This is a genomic window from Alcaligenes sp. Marseille-Q7550 (genome assembly GCF_965112015.1).
This window is the reverse complement of sequence record NZ_CBCOPU010000001.1, coordinates 283,684-307,051: the sequence shown is the minus strand read 5'-3', so window position 1 is coordinate 307,051 and position 23,368 is coordinate 283,684. Positions and strand designations below refer to the sequence as shown.

Annotated in this window: 20 protein-coding genes and 2 pseudogenes; 10 read left to right on the top strand and 12 right to left on the bottom strand. The window is 66.4% G+C overall.

What is annotated here, in order from left to right; genetic code table 11:
- Nucleotides 1-88: 88 nt before the first annotated feature.
- The 5 genes and pseudogenes from ACWPWO_RS01420 to ACWPWO_RS01400 all read left to right on the top strand — a co-directional run bounded on the left by ACWPWO_RS01420 (nt 89) and on the right by ACWPWO_RS01400 (nt 5,176).
- Nucleotides 89-709, top strand: a complete 621-nt coding sequence (locus ACWPWO_RS01420) for a TRAP transporter small permease subunit (RefSeq protein WP_454006225.1) — start codon at nt 89-91, stop codon at nt 707-709.
- Nucleotides 706-1,987: pseudogene (locus ACWPWO_RS01415) on the top strand (TRAP transporter large permease). The gene ACWPWO_RS01420 and the pseudogene ACWPWO_RS01415 overlap by 4 nt, the downstream one beginning before the upstream one ends.
- Before the next feature lie 34 nt (nt 1,988-2,021).
- Nucleotides 2,022-2,705: a DUF2848 domain-containing protein gene (locus tag ACWPWO_RS01410; RefSeq protein ID WP_394063380.1), complete on the top strand. Its 684-nt coding sequence runs from the start codon at nt 2,022-2,024 to the stop codon at nt 2,703-2,705.
- Between the two features lie 108 nt (nt 2,706-2,813).
- Nucleotides 2,814-4,169 carry an amidase gene (locus ACWPWO_RS01405; protein ID WP_454003847.1) on the top strand — a complete coding sequence of 452 codons (1,356 nt, stop codon included), beginning with the start codon at nt 2,814-2,816 and terminating at the stop codon, nt 4,167-4,169.
- A gap of 68 nt (nt 4,170-4,237) precedes the next feature.
- The gene (locus tag ACWPWO_RS01400) at nt 4,238-5,176 is read left to right on the top strand and encodes a DMT family transporter (protein ID WP_454003845.1); all 939 of its coding nucleotides are present in this window, start codon (nt 4,238-4,240) and stop codon (nt 5,174-5,176) included.
- Nucleotides 5,177-5,180: 4 nt separating this feature from the next.
- Here ACWPWO_RS01400 and fmt read toward each other — a convergent pair whose 3' ends face one another.
- Together fmt and def are read right to left on the bottom strand one after the other, a co-directional pair.
- A complete protein-coding gene (gene fmt / locus ACWPWO_RS01395) occupies nt 5,181-6,128 on the bottom strand; it encodes a methionyl-tRNA formyltransferase (protein WP_454003844.1) in 948 nt (315 codons plus the stop codon).
- Nucleotides 6,129-6,134: 6 nt separating this feature from the next.
- Nucleotides 6,135-6,653, bottom strand: a complete 519-nt coding sequence (gene def, locus ACWPWO_RS01390) for a peptide deformylase (RefSeq protein WP_454003842.1) — start codon at nt 6,651-6,653, stop codon at nt 6,135-6,137.
- Nucleotides 6,654-6,818: 165 nt separating this feature from the next.
- On the opposite strand from def, the pseudogene dprA reads away from it, so the two are divergent.
- The 3 genes and pseudogenes from dprA (at nt 6,819) to ACWPWO_RS01375 (ending at nt 9,416) form a co-directional block, all read left to right on the top strand.
- Nucleotides 6,819-7,957 (top strand): annotated as a pseudogene (dprA, locus tag ACWPWO_RS01385) (DNA-processing protein DprA).
- 74 nt (nt 7,958-8,031) lie between these two features.
- Entirely contained in the window at nt 8,032-8,949 is a 918-nt protein-coding gene (locus ACWPWO_RS01380; RefSeq protein ID WP_454003840.1) for a hydroxymethylglutaryl-CoA lyase, read from the top strand.
- Nucleotides 8,949-9,416, top strand: coding sequence for a hypothetical protein (locus ACWPWO_RS01375; RefSeq protein ID WP_454006223.1), 468 nt, complete (start codon nt 8,949-8,951; stop codon nt 9,414-9,416). The genes ACWPWO_RS01380 and ACWPWO_RS01375 overlap by 1 nt, the downstream gene beginning before the upstream one ends.
- A 170-nt stretch (nt 9,417-9,586) precedes the next feature.
- On the opposite strand, the gene ACWPWO_RS01370 is transcribed toward ACWPWO_RS01375, so the two are convergent.
- The 8 genes from ACWPWO_RS01370 to ACWPWO_RS01335 all read right to left on the bottom strand — a co-directional run bounded on the left by ACWPWO_RS01370 (nt 9,587) and on the right by ACWPWO_RS01335 (nt 19,077).
- The gene (locus ACWPWO_RS01370; protein ID WP_454003838.1) at nt 9,587-10,603 is read right to left on the bottom strand and encodes an amino acid ABC transporter substrate-binding protein; all 1,017 of its coding nucleotides are present in this window, start codon (nt 10,601-10,603) and stop codon (nt 9,587-9,589) included.
- 90 nt (nt 10,604-10,693) lie between these two features.
- A complete protein-coding gene (locus ACWPWO_RS01365) occupies nt 10,694-11,974 on the bottom strand; it encodes a phenylacetate--CoA ligase family protein (protein WP_454003836.1) in 1,281 nt (426 codons plus the stop codon).
- 31 nt (nt 11,975-12,005) lie between these two features.
- Complete coding sequence (locus ACWPWO_RS01360) at nt 12,006-12,839, bottom strand: ABC transporter ATP-binding protein (protein WP_454003834.1); 834 nt, start codon at nt 12,837-12,839, stop codon at nt 12,006-12,008.
- Nucleotides 12,840-12,888: 49 nt separating this feature from the next.
- Nucleotides 12,889-14,157: an ABC transporter substrate-binding protein gene (locus ACWPWO_RS01355; protein WP_394065874.1), complete on the bottom strand. Its 1,269-nt coding sequence runs from the start codon at nt 14,155-14,157 to the stop codon at nt 12,889-12,891.
- 133 nt (nt 14,158-14,290) lie between these two features.
- Nucleotides 14,291-15,355 carry a branched-chain amino acid ABC transporter permease gene (locus ACWPWO_RS01350; RefSeq protein ID WP_394063357.1) on the bottom strand — a complete coding sequence of 355 codons (1,065 nt, stop codon included), beginning with the start codon at nt 15,353-15,355 and terminating at the stop codon, nt 14,291-14,293.
- Between the two features lie 12 nt (nt 15,356-15,367).
- Nucleotides 15,368-16,297: a branched-chain amino acid ABC transporter permease gene (locus tag ACWPWO_RS01345; protein WP_454003832.1), complete on the bottom strand. Its 930-nt coding sequence runs from the start codon at nt 16,295-16,297 to the stop codon at nt 15,368-15,370.
- Nucleotides 16,298-16,309: 12 nt separating this feature from the next.
- A complete protein-coding gene (locus ACWPWO_RS01340; RefSeq protein WP_454003830.1) occupies nt 16,310-17,110 on the bottom strand; it encodes an ABC transporter ATP-binding protein in 801 nt (266 codons plus the stop codon).
- A complete protein-coding gene (locus tag ACWPWO_RS01335; protein ID WP_454003827.1) occupies nt 17,110-19,077 on the bottom strand; it encodes an AMP-dependent synthetase/ligase in 1,968 nt (655 codons plus the stop codon). Before ACWPWO_RS01335 ends, ACWPWO_RS01340 begins: the two co-directional genes overlap by 1 nt.
- Nucleotides 19,078-19,252: 175 nt before the next feature.
- Between ACWPWO_RS01335 and ACWPWO_RS01330 the strand changes: the two genes are divergently transcribed.
- Entirely contained in the window at nt 19,253-19,939 is a 687-nt protein-coding gene (locus ACWPWO_RS01330; RefSeq protein WP_454003826.1) for a Crp/Fnr family transcriptional regulator, read from the top strand.
- Nucleotides 19,940-19,949: 10 nt separating this feature from the next.
- Here the strand turns inward: ACWPWO_RS01330 and ACWPWO_RS01325 are convergent, their stop codons facing one another.
- Together ACWPWO_RS01325 and ACWPWO_RS01320 are read right to left on the bottom strand one after the other, a co-directional pair.
- Nucleotides 19,950-20,918, bottom strand: a complete 969-nt coding sequence (locus ACWPWO_RS01325) for a Bug family tripartite tricarboxylate transporter substrate binding protein (RefSeq protein ID WP_454003824.1) — start codon at nt 20,916-20,918, stop codon at nt 19,950-19,952.
- 140 nt (nt 20,919-21,058) lie between these two features.
- On the bottom strand, nt 21,059-21,763 hold the full coding sequence (locus ACWPWO_RS01320; protein WP_454003823.1) for a YggS family pyridoxal phosphate-dependent enzyme: 705 nt from the start codon (nt 21,761-21,763) through the stop codon (nt 21,059-21,061).
- 188 nt (nt 21,764-21,951) lie between these two features.
- On the opposite strand from ACWPWO_RS01320, the gene ACWPWO_RS01315 reads away from it, so the two are divergent.
- Nucleotides 21,952-23,241, top strand: a complete 1,290-nt coding sequence (locus ACWPWO_RS01315; protein ID WP_454003821.1) for a Glu/Leu/Phe/Val family dehydrogenase — start codon at nt 21,952-21,954, stop codon at nt 23,239-23,241.
- The last annotated feature ends 127 nt before the right edge of the window (nt 23,242-23,368 follow it).

Sequence of the window (23,368 nt, the reverse complement as noted above, 5' to 3'; positions counted from 1 at the left end):
GTGAATGCCGGCCGCCGCCACCCGCGCGGCAGCCGGCGGCCTGCACCCCAGGCCCCCTCCCTCCCAGACCCTGTACGGGGTAGACACCATGGAAAATACCGAGAAATTCGCAACGCTGAACCGTTTGCTGTCCGGTGCCACGACCCTGTCGCGCATCGCCATCTGGTTCGCAGGCAGCCTGACGCTGCTCAGCGCCCTCTACATCACCGCCGACGTGCTGATGCGCAAGTTCAGCGGCACGTCCCTGGGCGGCTCGGACGAGCTGTCCGGCTACGCCTTCGCCATCAGCATCTCCTGGGCCCTGTCGTTCGCGACCCTGCAGCGCGCCAACATCCGCATCGACGCCATCTACCAGCACCTGCCCGTACGCGTGGCCGCCCTGCTGGACTGGATCGCCCTGGTGGCCCTGTCCGTCTTCATCGTCTACCTGACCCGTTACGCCACCGACGTGGCCGGCCTGTCCTGGACCAACCAGTCCACCGCCAACACCGCCATGGGCACGCCCCTGTGGATTCCCCAGTTCCTGTGGGTGGCCGGCCTGGTCTGGCTGTGCGTGGTGCTGGCCCTGATGCTGCTGCGCTCCAGCCTGGCGCTGATCACCGGCGAAATGGCCGCCATCCAGGCCCTGTGCGGCATCCGCAGCACGCAGGAAGAAGCCCTTGAAGAAGCCGAAGCCGGCAAGCGCATGGTGCAAGGAGACGCCAAATGATTGCAACCGCACTGACTCTGCTGCTCGTCCTGATCGGGCTGAGCATTCCCGTGGGCGCCGCACTGGGCGTCCTGGGCCTGATCCTGGATCCGCTGTTTTCCATGCTGCCGCTGACCGGCGCGCTGGGCGAGATCTCCTGGGGCACCAGCAATGAATTCCTGCTGGTGGCCATTCCCCTGTTCATCATGCTGGGCGAGATCCTGCTGCGCTCGGGCATGGCCGAGCGCATGTACAACGCCATGAGCCTGTGGCTGTCCTGGCTGCCCGGCGGCCTGATGCACGCCAACATCGGCGCCAGCGCCCTGTTCGCCGCCACCTCCGGCTCCAGCGTGGCCACCGCCGCCACCGTGGGCACCGTGGCCTTGCCGCAGATCAAGAAGCAGGGCTACAACGAACCCCTGTTCCTGGGCAGCCTGGCCGCCGGCGGGACCCTGGGCATCCTGATCCCGCCATCGATCAATCTGGTGATCTACGGCGTGCTGACCAATACCTCCGTGCCCAAGCTGTACCTGGCCGGCATCATCCCCGGCCTGGGCATGGCCCTGCTGTTCATGCTGGCCATCGCGGCCGCCTGCGTCGTCAAGCCCCAGTGGGGCGGCGCCAAGATCAAGGCGTCCTGGGGCCAGCGCATCGCCAGCCTGGTCCATCTGGTTCCTCCGCTGGGCATCTTCCTGCTGGTGGTCGGCTCCATCTACGCCGGCATCGCCACTCCCACCGAAGCCGCCGCGCTGGGCGTGGTGGGCGCGCTGATCCTGGCCGCCTTCTCCGGACGCATGAGCTGGAACATGATGAAGGAAGTGCTGGAAGGCACCATGAAAGCCACCGCCATGATCATGCTGATCGTGATCGGCTCGGCCTTCCTGAACTTCGTCATGTCCGCCACGGGCCTGACCAACGCGCTGACCGAATCCATCACCGGCCTGGGCGTCTCGCCCATGGTGATGCTGCTGATCATCGTGGTGTTCTACCTGGTGCTGGGCTGCTTCATAGACCCTGTCCATGCTGCTCACCACCCTCCCCATCGTGGCGCCCATCATGATCGCCCTGGGCTTTGACCCGATCTGGCTGGGCATCGCCATCATCATCCTGGTGGAAGTGGCCCTGATCACCCCTCCGGTCGGCTTGAACCTGTTCGTGGTCCAAAGCCTGCGCAAGAGCGGCAGCATGAACGACGTCATGGTGGGCAGCCTGCCCTTCGTGATCATGCTGCTGGCCATGGTCGGCCTGCTGGCCATCTTCCCGGATCTGGCCCTGTGGCTGCCCCGCCTGTTCGGCTGATCCAATACTGTCCATTGATTAAACGAGTATCGCTATGCGTCTGACCTTTGAACTGGCCCAGGCCACCCACACCGAAATCGTCGAAGCCGATCTGCAGCACTGCATCGTGGCCGGCTGGGCCGGCCGCGACATGGCCGCCATCGAGCATCACATCGAAGAACTGGCCGAGCTGGGCGTCCCCCGCCCGAGCTCCGTGCCCCTGTACTACCGCATCGCCGCCAACCAGATGGTGCAGGACGACACCATCCAGGTGGTGGGGTCCGGCTCGTCCGGCGAATCCGAAGTCTTCGTGTTCAACCACCAGGGCCGCCTGCTGGTGAGCCTGGCCTCGGACCACACCGACCGCGTGCTGGAAGCCCACAGCGTGGCCCTGTCCAAACAGATCTGCGCCAAGCCCGTGGCCCGCGAAGCCTGGCTGTTCAGCGACGTGGCCGACTACTGGGACGAGCTGGTGCTGCGCGCCTACATCCAGGAAGACGGCAAGGAAGTGCTGTACCAGGACGGCACGCTGGCCAGCCTGAAGAACCCGCTGGAGCTGATCGAGGGCTGCTTCCAGTCCGCGACCATGCCCGCCGGCTACGGCATGACCTGCGGCACGGTGGCCGCCATCGGCGGCATCCGTCCCTCGACCCGCTTCACCATGGAACTGTTCGACCCGCGCCGCCAGCGCAGCATCCGCCACACCTACGTGACGGACGTCCTGCCCGAAGTGGCCTAAACTGCCACCCGGAACCTGTTCACGGCCTTTGCGGGGGGGCTCAAAACCCCCATGAACAGAACGTGAGCAGGCTCCAAACGTTCAGCCCATCTATTTTTGCGAGTGATCATGCTAGCGACCATTACCGAACTGCAACGCGCCCTGGACCGGGGTGAAACCACCTCGGTCGCCCTGACCCGGCAAGCCCTGGACCGCATCCAGGACGAGAACGGCGAGGGAGCGGCCACTTTCATCGAGGTCTTTGCCGAGCAGGCCCTGCAGGCCGCGCACGCATCGGACATACTGCGTGCGGCCGGACTGCGCCGCTCGCTGGTCGAAGGCCTGCCCATGTCGGTCAAGAATCTGTTCGACATCGCCGGCTACGTCACCCTGGGAGGTTCGGCCGTCCTGAAAGATGCCGAACCGGCTGAACACAACGCCGTCATCGTGGACCGCCTGCTCAAGGCCGGCGCCATCTTGATCGGTTCGACCAACATGACTGAATTCGCCTTCTCCGGGCTGGGCATCAACCCCCATCACGGAACGCCCCGTTCGCCCTGGGACCGCGCCAATGCGCGCATCCCCGGCGGCTCGTCGTCGGGCGCCGGCGTGGCCGTGGCCGAAGGCATGTCGGTATTTTCCATCGGCACCGACACCGGCGGCTCCATCCGCATCCCCTCGGCCTTCAACGGCCTGACCGGCTTCAAGCCCACCGCCGAGCGCGTGCCCAGCGAAGGCACCATGCCGCTGTCGCGCAGCCTGGACTCCAACGGCCCGCTGGCCGCCTCCGTCGAGTGCTGCGCCATCGTGGATTCCATCCTGACGGACCAGCCCTACGTGCCCGTGGTGGCTCCCGCCCTGGACACGCTGCGCCTGGCCGTGCCCACCTCCTTCGTCTTCGACGGCATCGACGAGACGGTGCGCGCCGCTTTTGATCGCGCCATCGCCCAGCTGCGCGAGCATGGCGCACAAGTCGAGGAGATCGACATCCCCGAGTTCGACCAGTTGCCGCACATCAACCGCAAGGGCGGCTTCGTCTGCGCCGAGGCCTGGTCCGTGCACCGCGAACTGATCGAAAGCAAGGGCGACCAGTACGATCCGCGCGTGGCCTCGCGCATCCTGCGCGGCAAGGGCATAGACTGCGCCGACTACATCGAACTGCTCGATACCCGCCAGGCCTGGATCGCCGCCGTGGAAAGCCGTCTGGAGCGCTTTGACGCCGTGCCGATGCCCACCGTGCCCGTGGTGGCGCCCCGCATCCAGGACCTGGTCGAGTCCGAGGACCTGTATTTCGCCAACAACGGCCTGATCCTGCGCAATCCCACCCTGATCAATTTCCTGGACGGCTGCGCCCTGTCGCTGCCCTGCCATGCCCGGGGCGAAGCGCCTGTGGGCCTGATGGTGGCCGCTCCCGCCTACCACGACGAGCACCTGCTCGGAGTGGGTGCGGCGATCGAAAGGGTATTGCCGCTGCGCGGCAATTGATCTTGTAAAATTGATATATCCAAGGACGGTCGCCCGACCGTCCTCGTGCTTTGCGCCGGGAGCCCCTCATGAGCACGCCCAAGACCGGAGCCGACAACCGGACGGCTCTCCCGCCCAGCGCCTTCCCGCTGGCAGGCGTGCTGATCCTTGTGCTGTCGTCCTGGGCCTTGTCGGGCCTGGACGCCAGCGGCAAATGGATCATGGGATTCGGCGTGCCGCTGCTGATCATGTGCTGGTTCCGCTACGTGGTGCACCTGGGCCTGGTGCTGACTCTGGTGCTGCCGGTCAAGGGGCGCCGCGTGCTGCGCAGCACGCGCCCCAAGGCGCAGATCCTGCGCGGCACGGTCATGATGCTGGCCACGTTTTCCTTTTTCTCGGCGCTGCGCTACCTGCCCCAGGCCGAGGCCACCGCCATCAATTTCCTGGCGCCCCTGCTGGTGCTGTCCGTGGCGCCCTGGCTGCTCAAGGAGCCGCCGCGCCTCAGCCGCTGGGTGGCCGCCGGCGTGGGATTCCTGGGCGTGCTCATCATCATTCGTCCGACCGGCGGCCTGCACCCCATGGGCGTGCTGTTCGGATTGATCACCGCCTGCATGTTCGCCACCCAGTTCATCGTCACGCGCCGCGTGGCCGTGGACGACGCCATGACCACGCTGATCTGGAGCGGCGCGGTGGGCAGCCTCTGCCTGACCATCGCGCTGCCTTTCATCCTGCCCGCCGCCCTGCCCGTCCTTCGGGAACTCACCGCCTTTCAATGGCTGATCCTGGTTTCCACGGGCTTCTGGGGCTGTCTGGGGCACCTGTTGCAGATCCAGGCCTACCAGCGCGCCTCGGCCTCCCTGCTGGCGCCATTCGTGTACCTGCAGATCGTGGCGGCCGCCGCGCTGGGCTGGATGATATGGGGACAGTTCCCCGACCTCTTCACCTGGATAGGCATCGCCGTGGTCTGCGCCAGCGGCATCGTGATCGGGGCCCTGGAGTGGCGGCGCCAGGCCCGGCCCGGCACCTGACGCCCTAGCTGGCGCGGGCCTGCCAGCCCTGCACGAAGGCGCTGACGGGCTGGCGCTTGCCGCCCGCCTTCTGGACTTCCAGCAAGCGCAGCACGCCCTGCCCGCAGGCCAGGTCTATGGCCTGCGCGCTCGCTGCCAGCACCTGGCCGGGCGCGGCCTGATGCGCCTGGGGCAGACTCTGGGCGCGCCACACCTTGATCGGCTGCTCCAGGCCGGGCAAGACCAGCGTCGAGCCTGGCACCGGGTCGAAGGCGCGGATGCGGCGCTCCAGCACATCCGCCGGCAAGGACAGATCCAGGGCGGATTCGGCCTTGGACAGCTTGGCCGCGTAGGTGACGCCCTGCTCCGGCTGGGGAGTGGCCTGCAGCCGACCGTCGCGCAATTCCTGCAAAGCCTGCAACAGGGCCTGGGCGCCCAGCTCGGCCAGCTCGTCATGCAGCACGGCGGCGCTGTGATCGTCCCGTATGGGCAATTCGCGGCGCACCAGCATGTCGCCGGTGTCCAGGCCTTCATCCATCTGCATGATGGTGATGCCCGTGGCCGCGTCGCCGGCCTCGATGGCCCGCTGGATGGGCGCGGCTCCGCGCCAGCGCGGCAGCAGGCTGGCGTGTATGTTGAAACAGCCATGGCGCGGCAATCGCAGCGTCCAGGCGGGCAGGATCAGGCCATAGGCGGCCACGACCATCAGGTCCGGCTGGACATCCAGCAAGGCCTGGCGCGCCTGGGCGGCGTCTTGCGGGTGCTTGCCGTCCAGCCGCAGGCTGAGCGGTTGCAGCACGGGAATGCCGGCCTGCACGGCGGCTTGCTTGACCGGACTGGGCGTGAGCTTCAGCCCGCGGCCCGAGGGGCGGTCCGGCTGGGTCAGGACGAGGGGGACATCAAAGCCCTGCGCCAACAAGGCGTCCAGGGCGATGCGGGCAAATTCCGGCGTTCCGGCAAAGACAATACGCATGCGAAATCAGCCGGCCGCCTTCAGGGCTTCGCGCTGCTGCTTGCGCAGGCGGCTGCGGATGCGTTCGCGCTTGAGCACGGAGAGGTATTCCACGAACACCTTGCCGTCCAGGTGGTCCAGTTCGTGCTGCACGCACACGGCCAGCAAGCCCTCGGCCTCCATTTCGTATTCCTCGCCCTTTTCGTTCAGGGCCTTGAAACGGATGCGCGCCGAACGCTCGACTTTGTCGTACACGCCGGGCACCGACAGGCAGCCTTCTTCGTAGACCTGCAGTTCTTCGCTCTTCCAGGTGATGACCGGGTTGATCAGCACCAGCAGCTCGTTGCCTTCCTCGGAGACATCGATGACCACGATGCGCTCGTGCACGTCCACCTGGGTGGCCGCCAGCCCCACGCCGGGCGCGTCGTACATGGTTTCGGCCATGTCCTTGACCAGCGTGCGGACGCGCTCGTCCACTCCCTGCACGGGCTTGGCCACCGTGTGCAGGCGCGGGTCAGGGAATTTGAGAATGGGAAGCAAAGCCATGGTACAAGTCCGAATAAAACCTATAAGTCTATATAATAAAACACTATTCAGGGCGGCAGCCGTTTCAGCCGGCCGGAACAAGGCCCTGGCGCGCATCCTTGTCCAGCCGGACGCCGCTGTCCTGCTCCCGGTCGGCAAACAATTTATTTCATGCCACACTGCCGCATGCCCCATCATTTTACATCGGAAGAACTGCGCGCCTGGCTGCGCCTGTCCCTGGAACCCGGCCTGGCGCCTGCCCAGGCGCGCCAGTTGCTGGCCGCGCTGGGCCTGCCGCAACAGATCTATCAAAGCCCGCCAGCGCGCTGGCCCGCCACATCCCGGCCGATCTGGCCGCCCGGCTCGCCCAGGACGCCCCCGACGAACTGCAGGACGCCGTCGGCCAGGCCATGGCCTGGCTGGAGCACCCGCGCCACCACATCCTGACACTGGCCGACCCCGCCTACCCGCGCGGCCTGCTGGACCTGCACGACCCGCCCCTGCTGCTGTACGCCAATGGCGAACCGTCCATCCTGCGCCATCCCGGCCTGGCCGTGGTGGGCGCGCGCAGCGCCACCCAGTCGGGCCAGGAAACCGCCCGGGACTTCGCCGGCGCCCTGGCCGCGCAGAGCTGGTGCATCGTCAGCGGCCTGGCGGCGGGCATAGACCAGGCAGCGCACCAGGGCGCCCTGCAAGCCGGCCCGCAAGGCGCAGGCACCGTGGCCGTCATGGGTACGGGCATGGATCTGGTGTATCCCGCCGCCCACCGCGACCTGGCGCACCGCATCGCCGAACACGGCCTGCTGCTCAGCGAACTGCCGCTGGGCACCCGCGCCCTGCCCCACCATTTCCCGCGCCGCAACCGGCTGGTCGCCGCCCTGGCCAAGGGCGTGCTGGTGGTCGAAGCCGCCCGCCAGAGCGGCTCGCTGATCACGGCCCGCCTGGCGGGGGAACTGGGCCGCGAGGTCTTCGCCATTCCCGGCTCCATCCATTCGCCCCTGTCGCGCGGCTGCCATGCGCTGATACGGCAAGGCGCCAAGCTGGTGGAGAGCGCGCAGGACATCCTGGACGAACTGGGCGCAGCCGCACCCGGCCAATCCAGCCTCCCTGTCTGCGCCGCACAAGTCGCCGCACACGCATCTTCCGTACCCGAGGAGCTGCGCCCCATACTGGATCGCATCGATTTCGCGCCCCTGTCGCCCGAGCAACTGCTGCGCCGCACCGGCCTGCTGGCCACCGAGCTGCCGGCCGTGCTGGCCGAACTGGAACTGGCCGGCTGCATCGAAGCCCTGCCCGACGGCCGTTTCCAACGCTTGAAACCTTAATGACCGGCGCGCGAGCGGTTATCATGGCGTCATAGTCGGCGGCCGCAAGGCCGCGCCTCTTTCCAGGAACCACCATGTCATACCCATCGCGCGTCAAGATCGTCGAGGTCGGCCCACGGGACGGCCTGCAGAACGAAAAGGAATTCATCCCCACCGCCGTCAAGGTCGAGCTGGTCGACCGGCTGGCACAGGCGGGCTTTGCCAATGTGGAAGCCACCTCGTTCGTGTCGCCCAAATGGGTGCCGCAGATGGCCGACGGCGCGCAAGTCATGCAAGCCATAGCGCGCCGGCCCGGAACGGTCTATTCCGTGCTCACCCCCAATATGCGCGGCTTCGAAGGCGCCCTGGCGGCCCGCGCCGACGAGGTCGTGATCTTCGCCGCCGCCAGCGAAGCCTTCTCCCAGCGCAACATCAACTGCAGCGTGGACGAATCCCTGGAGCGCTTCGCCCCGGTCGCGCAGGCGGCCAAGCAGGCGGGCCTGCGCCTGCGCGGCTCCATAAGCTGTTCGCTGGGCTGCCCCTACGAAGGCGAGGTCGCCCCGGCCAGCGTGCTCAAGGTGGCGCGCCGCCTGATCGAGCTGGGCTGCGATGAGATCGACGTGGCCGACACCATAGGCGTGGGCACGGCCCGGCAGGTCTACGAGCTGATGCGCCTGGTGACCGAGCAGGTCGACCCGGCCCGCGTGTCGGGCCACTTCCATGACACCTACGGCCAGGCCATCGCCAATATCGCGGCCTCCCTGCAGGCGGGCATCCACATCTTCCACAGCTCGGTCGCGGGCCTGGGCGGCTGTCCCTACGCCAAGGGCGCCACCGGCAACGTCGCCACCGAGGACGTGCTCTACCTGATGCAGGGACTGGGAATCGAGACCGGCGTGGACCTGGACGCGGTGGTGGACATAGGCCAGTGGATCTCCGGCCACCTGGGCCGCAAATCGGCCAGCCATGCCGGCAATGCGCTGGCGGCGCGCAAGGGGGCCGTCTCGTGCTGATGAGCCAGCCCGCCTCCCAGGAGGACATCGATGCCCTGCTCAAGGACATGTCCCCCCTGCCCATCCAGGGCCGTTCCTGGCCGCGCTGGGTCGCCGCCACCGCCTGGTTGGTGCTGGCCCTGATCGGCGTGCGCATGGCCCTGGTGGCCGGCTCGCCCCAGGGCGCCAACATCAGCCCGCTGCTGGCCGGCAGCCTGGTGCTGCTGTTCACCGGCCTGATCGTGATCGCCTGGTACATGTGGCACGGCATCACCACCATAGACCGCGACGGCATACGCCAGAGCTGGATCATGAAGCGGCAGGTGCAGTGGCAGGACATCCACTTCGCCAAGTTCGTGCCGCTGTTCAACTCCAAGCGCCTGATCTGCTTCACCCGGCGCGGACGCCCCATCATCTTCCAGGGCGCAACGCCCGAACTGCAGGTGGCCTTTGCCAAGATCTCGCTGGTGCTCAGGCGCAGGAACTGAGCCTTCCTCGCCCCGCACAGGCCCCCCCTGTCAAGAAAACCGGGACTTTTCCCTGCTTGGCTCAAGAAGGCACTGCCTGTATTGCAAGGTCCACGAAAAGCGAAGAAAAAAAAAACGGCTCCCCCCGGGGAGCCGGTTGCCGGCGGACCAGCAGGCTGGACGCAGGCTGATCAACGGATGGGCAGGCCGTAGATCAGGCCGCCGTTGGTCCACAGGGCGTTCAGGCCGCGCTCGATCTTCAGCGGGCTGTCCTTGCCCACGTTGCGCTCGAACGATTCGCCGTAGTTGCCGACCTGCTTGATGATGTTGTAGGCCCATTTTTCGTCCAGGCCCAGGTTCTTGCCCGCGCCGGGGGTGACGCCCAGCAGGCGCTGCACGTTGGGATTGGCGCTCTTGAGCTGTTCGTCCACATTGGCGCTGGTCACGCCCAGCTCCTCGGCATTGAAGGTGGCCTGCAGCGACCATTTCACGATGTTCAGCCAGGCGTCGTCGCCCTGGCGCACGAAGGGTCCCAGGGGCTCCTTGGAGATGATCTCGGGCAGCACCTGGTAGTCGTCGGGATTCTGCATCTTGGAGATGCGGATGGAGGCCAGGCCGGACTCATCCGTGGAGAACACGTCGCAGCGGCCGGCCACGAAGGCGTTGACCACTTCATTGAACTGCTCGATGACCACGGGCTTGTACTCGACCTTGTTGGCGCGGGCCCAGTCGGCCATGGTGTTCTCGTTGGAGGTGCCGGTCTGCATGCAGACCGTGGCGCCGTTCAGATCCTTGGCGCTGGATACGCCCAGCTTCTTGGACACCAGGAATCCCTGGCCGTCGTAGAAATTGATGCCGGCATGGATGGCGCCCACAGCCGTGTCGCGCTGCTGCGTCACCGTGGTGTTGCGCGCCAGCAGGTCGATCTCGCCGGACTGCAGCGCCGTGAAGCGCTGCTGGGAGTTCAGGGGCACGGCCTTGTACTTGCTGGCGTCGCCCAGCGTGGCGGCGGCCACGGCGCGGCACACGTCGATGTCCAGGCCGGTCCAGTTGCCCTTGTCATCCGGGGCGGAAAAGCCGGCAAAACCCGTGGTCACGCCGCACAGAACATGGCCACGCTGCTTGACGGTGTCCAGGGTGGCGGCCTGGGCGGCCTGCGCGCCGGCCATCACGGCCAGGGCGGCGGCGGAGTACTTCAGGAAGCGCATCGGTCTCTCCTCTTATGATGCTGGAACACATAATTTTCCTGCATATTACCGCAGCCCGATATAACCCTGTCGGCATAAATTCATTACCGATTATTCGTAGGTACGCTGGTCCTCGATGACTTTGCCGTCGCGCGGCAGCGTGTCCGGAGCCATCAGCTCGACCTGGGCGCGCAGCTTGGTGATCTCCCGTATGGTGTCGGCCAGCGCTTGTTCCAACCCCTGCGGCGCGCTCGCGCTCTCGGCCTGGAACACCATCTGGTCCTGGCCGGGCGCCCCGCGCACCACCAGCCGCGCCAGGCCCAGCTCAGGATGCCGGGCGCGTATCTGCTCCACCTGCGCCGGATGCACGAACATGCCGCGCACCTTGGTGGTCTGGTCGGCCCGCCCCATCCAGCCCCGGATGCGCTGATTGCTGCGTCCGCAAGGCGAAGCCCCGGGCATCAGGGCAGACAGGTCCCCCGTGCCGAAGCGCACCAGCGGATAGTCGGGGTTGAAGGAAGTGATGACGACCTCGCCAACCTCGCCCGGCTCGACCGCGTGGCCGGTGCCCGGACGCACGATCTCCAGGATGAGATCCTCGTTCAGGACCAGTCCTTCGCGCGCCGGGGTCTCGTAGGCGATCATGCCCAGATCCGCGCTGCCGTAGGCCTGGTAGCCGGCAATGCCCTGCCCGGCGAACCATTGCTGCAACGAAGGCGGGTAGGCCTCGCCCGAGAACAGCGCCTTGCTCAGGCCGGGCAAGGCCACCTGCATGGCCTGGGCCTTCTCCAGGATGATCTTCAGGAAGCTGGGCGTGCCGGTGTAGCCGTTGGGCATCAGGTCGGCCATGGCCTGCACCTGCTGCTCGGTCTGCCCCACGCCGCCCGGAAACACCGTGCAGCCCAGGGCATGGCCCGCCGTCTCCATCATGGAGCCGGCCGGGGTGAAATGATAGGAAAAACAGTTGTAGATCAGCTCGTCGCGCCGGAATCCGGCCGCATACAGGGCGCGCGCAAAGCCCCAGTAATCGGGTCGCGCGCTTTCGGGCTCGTACATGGGGCCGGGCGAGGCGAACACCTTGCGCGCCCGCCCCCAGCCTATGCTGGAAAATCCGCCGAACACATACCGGGCATGTTCCGACGAGGGTCCGCGCGAGCGGGCCTGTTCGCGCGACTTGAGCTGGGCCTGCAGCAGTTCGCTCTTGCGGATCACCGGGATGGCGGACAGGTCGTCCCGGCTGCGCATCGCCTCCACGTCCACGCCCTGCAACTGCACCGCGATGGCCGGCGCGCGCTCGCGCGCGGCCCGCAGCACCTGGGGCAGACGCGCCATCAGATGCTCCTCGCGCTGCTCGGGCGGCAAGGTCTCGCGTTCATCGTAGTACTCGCTCATATCCCCTCCAGCGGATGGACGTCGATCCACCCTAGGCCAGCCAGCGCTTGCGGCGCCGATAGAATTTGTTGTCCCGGAAGCTCTTGCGCTCGCCATGCGAGACGCCCAGGTAGAACTCCTTCACGTCCTCGTTCTCGGCCAGCGCCTGGGACGGTCCGTCCATCATGACGCGGCCGTTTTCCAGGATGTAGCCGTAGTCCGCATATTTCAGCGCCACATTGGTGTTCTGCTCGGCGAGCAGAAAGCTGACCCGCTCGCGCTGGTTCAGGTCGCGCACGATCTCGAAGATCTCCTCCACGACCTGCGGCGCCAGCCCCATGGACGGTTCGTCCAGCAGGATCATGCCCGGATCGGCCATCAGGGCCCGGCCGATGGCGCACATCTGCTGCTCGCCCCCGGAGGTGTAGCCCGCCTGGCTCGTACGGCGCTGCTTGAGCCGGGGGAAGTACTGGTAGACCTTGTCCAGCTCGGCGCTCAGTTCGCCGCGCGACAGCGAGCGCGTATAGGCCCCGGTCAGCAGGTTCTCCTCGATGCTCAGGTGCGCAAAGCAATGCCGCCCCTCCATGACCTGCACCACGCCGCGCTTGACCAGGTCGGCGGGCGTCAGTTGCTCGATGCGCTCGCCGCGCAGCTCGATATGGCCCTTGGTGACATCGCCGCGCTCGGCGCGCAGCAGGTTGGACACGGCGCGCAAGGTGGTGGTCTTGCCGGCGCCGTTGGCCCCCAGCAGCGCCACGATATGCCCTTCCGGCACGCGCAGGGACACCCCCTTGAGCACCAGAATGACATGGTTGTAAATCACTTCGATGCCATTGACGTCCAGCAGCACGGGCGCCTGCGTCTTCTGGCCTGCGGTTTCATTCATGATCATCCCCGCACAGGAAGCGCCCGGGGCCGCCCCCGGGCGCCTGGGTTCAACTCTCGCAGTTGCGAGGCGTGATCTTCTTCTCGGCCGCGTACTTGGCCGACATCTCCTTGACCAGCGGGTCGACGAACTTCTTGTCGGCCTGGTACCAGTCGGAGACGACCTCGAACTTGCTGCCGTTCCACTGCACGATGCGCGCCCAGTCATCCCCCATGTGGTTGCTGCACGAGGTCTTGACCGGCCGCATGATGCCCTCGAAGCCCAGCTCCTTCAGGCGCGCCTCGTCCAGGTTCAGGTTCTCGAAGCCCCAGCGCACCTGCTCGGGCGTCATGCGCTTGCCCTTGCCGAACTTCTCCTGGGCGGTGCGGATGGCCTCGACCTGCATCATGGAGATCATCATGCCGCGCGTGTGCGCCAGCGTGCCCACGTACTTGTCGCGGTTCTCCGCGCCCTTGCCCTGGGCGTGCATGGCCTTGACGGCCTCGTGCACCGGGCCGTCTTCGGCGCTGTTGTGGATGGTGATGCCCTTGTAGCCCTTGGCCGCCGCGCCCAGGTCGGCCACGTCGCTTTCGGAGGCAGCCCACCAGATGCCGTAGATCTTGTCGCGCGGATAGCCCACCGCCTGGGCCTCGCGGATGGCCGTGGGCGTCATGATGCCCGCGCTCCAGAGCAGGATGAAGTCGGGCCGGTTCTTGCGCACCTGCAGCCAGGTGGACTTCTGCTCCACGCCGGGCGCGGTGACCGGATACAGCTCCAGCGTGAACCCTTCGGCCTTGGCGCGCGCCTGCAGCAGCGCGATGGGCTCCTTGCCATAGGGCGAATCGTGATAGATCAGGGCGATCTTCTGGTCCTTGAGCTTGTCCTGCCCCACCTGCTTGGCGATGTCCTGGATCATGACGTCGGCCGCGGTCCAGTAGGTGCCCAGCAGCGGGAAGTTCCACTCGAAGACGGCGCCGTTCACCGAATGCGACAGGCCGTAGCCCATGGTCTCGATGGGAATGCCGTCCACGAAGGCCTTGTCGGTCAGGGCGAAGGTGATGCCCGTGGACTGGGTGTCGAAGCCCGAAGCCCCGCCGCCCTTGCCCTTCATGCGCTCGTAGCATTCCACGCCGCGGTCGGTGGCGTAGGCGGTCTCGCACTCCTCGTACACCAGCTTGACGCCGTTGACCCCGCCGTCGCGCTCATTGACCAGCGCCAGGTAGTCCAGCTTGCCGTCGGCCCAGGGAATGCCCAGGGGCGCGAAGGAGCCGGTGCGGTAGGTCAGCAGCGGAATGTACTGCTCTTCGGCCGCCAGGGCGGCCGTGCTCATGGTCAGCATCGCGGCGCAGGCGCTCAAGCCCAGCGCGGCGCGTTTCAGTCGTGTCGTCATCTCCTGGTCCTCCGATTAGTACCATGTTTTGATACCCCGTCCTGACGGCGGGGCTGTTCTTGTCATGCACCACCTTCCTGCATCAATGGGGGAAAGGCCACAGGCGCAGCTTTTCCTTGCCAATACTCCAGAGCCGCGCCAGGCCGTGCGGCTCCACGATCAAAAAGAAGACGATCAGCGCGCCGAACACCATGTGCTCGATGTGCGAGGCCGTGTCCACGCCCAGCGACAGCCCGAACCAGTGCGGCACATTGGTCAGCAGCACGGGCAGCAGCACCATGAAGGCCGCGCCGAAGAAACTGCCCACGATGGAGCCCAGCCCGCCGATGATCACGATGAACAGCAACTGCAGCGAGCGGTTCAGGTCGAAGGCCAATGGCTCCCAGGAACCCAGGTGGATGTAGGCCCAAAGTGCGCCGGCCACGCCGATGAAGAAGGAGCTGACGGCAAAGGCAGTGAGCTTGGCGTACACCGGCCGTATGCCGATGACCTCGGCGGCCACGTCCATGTCGCGTATGGCCATCCATTGCCGCCCTATGGCCCCGCGCACCAGGTTCTTGGCCAGCAGCGCGAACACCACCACGAAGATCAGCACGAACAGATACTTCTGCGCCGGGGTCTGCACGGGCAGGCCGAAGGCGCTCAGGGCCGGCACCGACACGTTGCCCGAGGGCGAATAATTGGTGAAGAAGGCGATGCGCAGAAAGGCCCAGTCCACGAAGAACTGCGCGGCCAGCGTGGTGACGGCCAGGTACAGGCCGCGGATGCGCAGGCTGGGGATGCCGAAGACCACGCCCACCAGGGTGGCGAACACCCCGCCCAGCAGGATCTGCCCCACCAGCGGCACTTCGGGGATGCGCACGCCGAAGTTCCAGGCCGCGTACGCCCCCACCGCCATGAAGGCGCCCGAGCCGATCGAGATCTGTCCGCAGTAGCCCACCAGGATGTTCAGGCCTATGGCGGCCAGCGACAGGATCAGGAACGGGGTCAGGATGGCCTGCAGGAAATAGTTGGACGCCAGCAGGGGCGCCAGCACGAAGGCGACGAGCAGCACGCCCAGCACCACGTAACGATCCTGGCGTATGGGGAAGATCTGCTGGTCCGCCCGATAGCTGCTCTTGAACTGGCCGTTTTCGCGATAAATCATGTCGTTTCCACCTCAGACGCGATCGATAATCTTCTCGCCGAACAGGCCTTGCGGCCGGAACAGCAGGAACACCAGGGCCAGCACGTAGGCGAACCAGATCTCGATGCCGCCGCCCACGTAGGGTCCCAGGTAGACTTCGGACACTTTCTCTCCCACGCCGATGATCAGCCCGCCCACGATGGCGCCCGGAATGGAGGTCAGCCCGCCCAGGATCACCACCGGCAGGGCGCGCAGCGCCGCCGTGGACAGGGTGAACTGCACGCCGTACTTGGAGCCCCAGATCACGCCGGCCACCAGGGCCACCAGCCCGGCCACGGTCCAGACCACCACCCAGATGCGGTTGAGCGGGATGCCGATGGACTGCGCCGCCTGGTGGTCGTCGGCCACCGCGCGCAAGGCCCGGCCCACCCCGGTGTACTGGAAGAAGAACGCCAGCGCGGCCACCAGCAGGGCCGCCAGCACGGCCGAACTCAGGTCCTCCATGCTGACCAGCACGCCGCCCTCGAACAGCGACTCCAGGATGAAGATCGGATCCTTGGGCATGCCCACGTCGATGGAATAGACCGAGCTGCCGAAGATGATCTGCCCCATGCCGTCCAGGAAATAGCTGATGCCTATGGTGGCCATGAGCAGCGTCGTGCCTTCCTGGTTGACCAGGTAGCGCAGCACCCAGCGCTCGATGAGCACGGCCAGCAGCCACATGAACAGGGCCGAGACGATGAAGGCCAGCACATTGCCCCACAGGCCCGGCTCCATGCCCAGCCATTGCGGTATCCACTGCGACAGGCGGGCCATCGCCAGCGCCGCCACCAGCACCATGGCGCCCTGGGCGAAGTTGAACACCCCGGAGGCCTTGAAGATCAGGACAAAGCCCAGGGCGACCAGGGCGTACAGCATCCCTATCATCAATCCGCCCAGCACGGTTTCCAGGAAAAATGCCATGATCGATTCCTCTCAGTGGCCGGCGCCCAGATAGGCGCGGATGACGTCCGGATTCTGCCGCACCTCATCGGGCGCGCCGTCGCCGATCTTCTTGCCGTAGTCCAGCACCACGACCCGGTCGGAGATGTCCATGACCACGCCCATGTCGTGCTCGATCACCACGATTGTGGTGCCGTATTCCTCGTTCACGTCCAGGATGAAGCGGCACATGTCCTGCTTTTCCTCGATGTTCATGCCCGCCATGGGCTCGTCCAGCAGCAGGATGCTGGGCTGCATGGCCAGCGCCCGGCCCAGGTCGACGCGCTTTTGCAGCCCGTAGGGCAGGCGGCCCACCGGCGTCTTGCGATAGGCCTGGATCTCCAGGAAATCGATGATGCCCTCCACGTATTCGCGGTTGCGGATTTCCTCGCGCTCGGCGCGGCCCAGCCGGAACGCCTGGGCCAGCACGCCGCTCTTCATGTGCAGGTTGCGGCCCGTCATGATGTTGTCCAGCACGCTCATGCCCTTGAACAGCGCCAGGTTCTGGAAGGTGCGGGCAATGCCCTGCTCGGCCGTATGACGCGAATTCATGCGCGCATACACGCGGTCGCGCAGCACGATCTCGCCCTTTTGCGGCGCATACACCCCGTTGATGACGTTCAGCATGGAGCTCTTGCCCGCGCCGTTGGGGCCGATGATGGAGCGGATCTCGTGCTCGCGTATGTCGAACGAGATGTCCGTCAGGGCCTTGACCCCACCGAAGGCCAGGGAAATGTTCTTCAGGTCCAGCACCACCGGCCCGATGCGCCGTTCCTGCGTCTGCGCCTCATTCATCACATGCTCCTCCCGGCCGCGTCCGGCATGCGCTCGATGCGCAGGTCCGCCGCGATGCGGCCCGTGCGGCCGTCTTCGAATTTCACCTCGGTTTCCACGTACTGGTGGTCCAGCCCCTTGAACAGGGCCTGCACCAGCACCTCGTACTTCTGCGCGATGAAGCCGCGCCGCACCTTGCGGGTGCGCGTCAATTCATCGTCGTCCGGATCCAGCTCCTTGTGCAGGATCAGGAAGGCGCGGATGCAGGAGCCGGCCAGCTTGGGGTCGGCGGCCAGGTCCGCGTTGACCTGGGCCACGCAATCGCGGATCAGGGCGTAGACCTCGGGCTTGGAGGCCAGGTCGGTGTAGCCTGCGTAGGGCAGGTTGCGGCGCTCGGCCCAGTTGCCCACCGCCTCCAGATCGATGTTGATGAAAGCGCAGACCTGCTCCTGGCCCGCGCCGAAGGCCACGGCTTCCTTGATGAACGGGAAGAACTTGAGCTTGTTCTCGATGTACTTGGGCGCGAACAGCGAGCCGTCGGCCAGCTTGCCCACGTCCTTGGCGCGATCGATGATCTTCAACTGCCCATCGCCGTCCAGGTAGCCGGCATCGCCCGTGTGATACCAGCCGTCCTCCGTGAAGGACTCGGCGGTGGATTCCGGATTGCGGTAGTACTCCTTGAACAGGCCGGGGCTGCGCACCTGGATCTCGCCGTTGTCGGCCACGCGGATCTCCACGCCGCGCACGGGCGGGCCCACCGTGTCGGCGCGCACCTGCCCATCTTCCTGCACGCAGACGAACACGGAGGTCTCGGTGGAGCCGTACAACTGCTTCAGGTTGATGCCGATGGAGCGATAGAAGTCGAACAGGTCCGGCCCGATGGCCTCGCCCGCGGTATAGGCCACGCGCACCCGGCTCATGCCCAGGGCATTGCGCAAGGGGCCGTAGATCAGCACATTGCCCAGGGCGTAGCGCAGGCGGTCCCAGGCGCTCACATCGCGCGCTCCGTCCAGGATGCGCACGCCCACGCGACGGGCCAGGTCCATGCAGCGCCGGTACAGGGCGCGCTTGATCGCGCCGGCGTCCTCCATGCGTATGGTCACCTGCGTCAGCAGGCCTTCCAGCACGCGCGGCGGGGCAAAATAATAGGTCGGGCCGATGTCGTGCAGGTCGATGGACACGGTGCCCGGTGATTCGGGGTGGTTGACCGTGAAGCCGGTCACCAGGAACTGCGTGTAGGAGAACATGTTCTGCCCGATCCAGGCCGGCGGCAGGTAGGCCAGCACCTCTTCGCGGTCGGTCAGCGACTCCATGTCCTGGATGGCCAGGGCGCGGTCGATCAGGGCGGCATGGGTCAGCACCACGCCCTTGGGCTTGCCGGTGGTGCCGGAGGTGTAGAACATGGCGGCCGTCTGGTCCGGACTCAGCGCCTGCCAGATGCGGCGCACGCTGTCGGGCTCATCGGCCAGCCGGGTGCGCCCCAGCTCCATCACGCGCTCGATGTCCTGCAACTGCGCCTGGCGATAGTTGCGCAGGCCGCGCGGATCGTCGTAGATCACGTGGCTCAGGTCCGGGCACTGATCCCAGACTTCCAGCAGCTTGTCCACCTGCTCCTGGTCCTCGACCACCGCCACCCGGATGCCGGCGTCGCGCAGCACGTGCAGCATCTCCTGCGCCACGGCGTCCTGGTAGAGCGGCACCGGCACGGCGCCCAGCATCTGGGCGGCCATCATGGCCAGGTAAAGGCGGGGCCGGTTCTCCCCGATCCCGGCCACGTGCTGGCCGTCGCGCACGCCCAGGCCAGCCAGGCCCGCGGCCAACTGTTCGGCCTGCCCGGCCACCTGCGTCCAGGTCCAGGTCTGCCAGATGCCCAGGTCTTTTTCGCGCATGGCGACCTTGCCGCCGCGCACCCGGGCATGATGATCTATCCACGCGGGAAAGGTGCCGGGAATGCCGGCCGCCTGCCCTTCATCCGTCCGAACAACCATGTCTCCTCCGAATTTTCCCGGCTTGTTATGGTCCAGGGGGCTGCTTATGATTGCCAGGGAAGACTTTCTCTGTGTCAGTCTGCTGTTTGCATCCTGTTGTCAATCAAGGTATCGACTGCCTGTCCGCGCAACTGTCACGGACATGACATTCCACCTTTATCTAGGGTTAATCCTCATGCATGTTCTAGACGCCCTGCCCGAGCGCGCAGCCTGGTTCGGCCTGCTGGCTCCCGAGCTGCAGGAGCGCGTGCGGCGCGACACCCTGGTCACCTTGTACGAGGCCGGCGCCATCATCGAGCGCAAGGGCGAGCGCGCCACGGCCTGGCTGGGCGTGATGTCCGGCCTGATCAAGGTGTCCGTGGGCAATCCCGACGGCAAGATCGCCTCGCTGACCGGCGTGCCCGCCGGGGGCTGGATAGGCGAAGGCTCCCTGCTCAAGGACGAGGAACGCAAGTACGACGTGGTGGCCTTGCGCGCCAGCCAGGTCGCCCGGCTGCCGGCGCGCACCTTCAACGACCTGCTGGACCAGAGCATCGCTTTCAATCGCTACCTCCTGCATCAGCTCAACGAGCGCGTCGCGCAGTTCATCGGCAAGGCCGAATACGACCGCCTCTCCACTCCCGACGCCCGCGTGGCGCGCTGCCTGGCCGAGCTCTTCAACCCGCTGCTGTATCCCGGCAAGGGCCCGCGCCTGGACATCACCCAGGAGGAGATCGGCTACCTGGCCCGCGTCTCGCGCCAGCGCGCCAACCAGGCCTTGCGCCAGCTGGAAAGCGAGGGCCTGCTGCTGATCGAATACGGCGCCGTCCAGGTGCTGGACCTGGACGCCCTGAAGCATTACGGGGACGTCCAGGCAGCCTGAGCCGGCCCTCCTAGTCCAGGCGGATGTCGGCGCGCCGGATCACCGCCGCCCATTCGGTTCGCTCGCGTTCGGCGAACTTGCGGAACTCGTCCGGCGACATGGGCATGGGCTCCACTCCCATGTCGCGGATGCGCTGCGACACGGCGGGGTCCTGCAAGGCCTGCATCAGGGCTTCGCTCATGCGCTGGCGCGCCTGGACGTCCATGTCGTGCGGACCGACCATGCCCTGCCAGGCATAGGCGTGGAAGCTCTTCACGCCCGCCTCGGCCATGGTCGGCACCTCGGGCAGCAGATCGATGCGCTTGGGCGTGGCCACGGCCAGCACGCGCAGCTTGCCCGCCTTGATGTTGGACAGGGCGGCGGCCGAATCCACGAAGGACATGTCCACCTGGCGGCCCAGCAGGTCCTGGATCGCGGGCGCCGCGCCCTTGTAGGGCACGTGGACGATCTGCGTGCCGGTCAGCTGCTTGAACATCTCCAGCGCCAGATGATGGGGCGAGCCGCTGCCCGCCGACGAAGCGGTCAGCTTCTCAGGCTCGGCCCGGGCGGCCGCCAGCAGTTCGTCCAGCGTCTTGAAGGGGGATTCCTGCGGCACCGCCAGCATCAGCGGAAAACGCGCCAGCCCGCCCACATAGGTGAACTTGGCCGGATCGTATTGCAAGGAGCGGTACATGGAGGCGTTGTAGGCCAGCGTGCCCGAATCGGCCGTGCCCACCGTATAGCCGTCCGGCTTGGCGTTGGCCACGTAGGTCGCGCCGATGATGGTGGCCGCCCCCGGCTTGTTCTCCACGATCAGGCTCTGGCCCAGCGTGGTCTCCAGCTGCTTGGCCACCAGGCGGGCGATCACGTCCGAGCCGCCGCCGGCCGGATACGGCACCACCCACTGCACCGGCGATTGCGGCCACTCCGCCGCCATGGCCGCGCCCGTCAAGCCGGCGCCCGCCAGCATCAGTCCAGCTCCGTAAATCTTCCAGCGCATGATGTCTCCTCAGTCTTTGTGCAAGGGCGCGCGCGGCGCCCTTTTTTATAGTCGGGTCGTTGCACCCCATGGGCGGGTGCGCCGGGACATTATGCGCCAGGGTTCGGGCGCGCGGCATTAGGAGCGATGCGGATACCGCCTCAGGCGTAATCGCGGGCGCCGAACAGGGCCGAACCCACGCGCACCTCGGTGGAGCCTTCCTGGATGGCCAGCTCGAAGTCGCCGCTCATGCCCATGGACAGGCGCTGCACCTGTTCGTGGCCCAGGTCCTGGAGGCGGTCGCGCCACTGCCGCAACTGGCGGAAACAGGCCCGCACGGCCTGCGGATCCGGGCTGTTCACCGCCATGGTCATCAGGCCGCGCACCCGCAAGGCGTCCAGGGAGCGCAGCGCCTGCATGAAGGCCGGCAGGTCCTCGGGCGGCAGGCCGAACTTGCTTTCCTCCGGGGAGGTCTTGACCTGGATCAGCACGTCCAGGCTGCGCTGCTCGAGCTGCAGGCGCCGGTCCAGCTCCTGCGCCAGCGAGAGCCGGTCCAGGGACTGGACTTCCGCAGCCAGCCGGGCGGCGTCCTTGGCCTTGTTGGTCTGCAAATGGCCTATCATCACCCATTGCACGTCGCGGCCGGCCGATTGCGCCTGCTTGTCGCGGATCTCCTGCAGCTTGTTCTCGCCCAGGCGATGCAGCCCCAGGTCCAGGGCCTGCGCAAGCACGTCGGCCGGAAAGGTCTTGCTGACCGGCAGCAGAGCCACCGAACCGGGTTCGCGGCCAGCCTGCCGGCAGGCCAGTTCGATACGCTCGCGCAATTGCGCCAGACGCGCGCTCAGGGGAGATTGGGGAATGGACATCGGAGGCACAGGCTTTAGGTAAACCGCGACCGGAGACGGCAAACACAAGACCGGTCATTTCCGATAGCATACCTCTTGCAGCCGCCCCGCGCTGATGCACGCGGCGCCTTCTTTCAACCTTTTCCCGACCCGACCCCACGTCCATACCCGCAACTTTTTTCCCGTCTTCCAGCCCAATCGAGGAGCCCATGACAGATCGTCCCACTCATGCCCTGCCGTCTTACCTCAACCCCGACAACATCGGTCCCTGGGGTATTTATCTCGAACAAGTGGAGCGGGTCACTCCCTACCTGGGCAAGCTGTCCCGCTGGGTGGAAACACTCAAGCGCCCCAAGCGCACCCTGATCGTGGACGTGCCCATCGAACTGGACGACGGCACCGTGGCCCACTTCGAGGGCTACCGCGTCCAGCACAACACCTCGCGCGGGCCCGGCAAGGGCGGCGTGCGCTACCACCAGGACGTCACCCTGTCCGAAGTCATGGCGCTGGCCGCCTGGATGTCCGTCAAGTCGGCGGCGGTCAACCTGCCCTTTGGCGGCGCCAAGGGCGGCATACGCATCGATCCGCGCAACTATTCGCCGGCGGAGCTGGAGCGCGTCACGCGCCGCTACACCAGCGAGATCGGGGTCATCATCGGGCCCAACAAGGACATTCCCGCCCCTGACGTGAACACCAACGCCCAGACCATGGCCTGGATGATGGACACATATTCCATGAACATCGGCGGCACCTCCACCGGCGTGGTCACGGGCAAGCCCGTTTCGCTGGGCGGCAGCCTGGGCCGCGTGGAAGCCACCGGCCGTGGGGTGTTCACCGTGGGCTGCGAGGCCGCGCGCGACGCCGGCATAGACGTGAACGGCGCGCGCATCATCGTGCAGGGCTTCGGCAACGTGGGCGGCACGGCCGCGCGCCTGTTCCAGGAGGCCGGCGCCAAGGTGCTGGCCGTGCAGGACCACACCGGCACGGTCTACAACGCCAACGGACTGGACGTGCTGGCCCTGCTCGATCATGTGGAACAGAACAAGGGCGTGGCCGGCGCGCCCAACACCGAAGCCATCTCCGACGAGCAGTTCTGGCACATCGAGACCGATCTGCTCATCCCCGCGGCCCTGGAAGGCCAGATCAACAAGGACAATGCGGAAGGCATCCGGGCGCGCATCATCGTCGAAGGCGCCAACGGCCCGACCACCCCCGAAGCCGACGACATCCTGAACGACAAAGGGGTGGTCATCGTGCCCGACGTGGTCGCCAACGCCGGCGGGGTCACGGTGTCCTACTTCGAATGGGTGCAGGACTTCTCCAGCTTCTTCTGGACCGAGGACGAGATCAACGCGCGCCTGGGCCACATGATGCGCTCGGCCTACAACGCCATGGCGGCGGTGGCCAGGGAGCACAACGTCACCCTGCGCACGGCGGCCTTCATCGTGGGCTGCGCCCGCATCCTGGAGTCGCGCCAGGTGCGCGGCCTCTATCCTTGAGGCACAGTATTAAATGTCTATACTACTTTTTTAGCAAGGTGGGATAGACCCTGTACGGCCTGAAGACGGGGAAAGCGTTAAAATCGGGGTAATCACGACATGACACCCGTATGAAACGCTTTCCCCT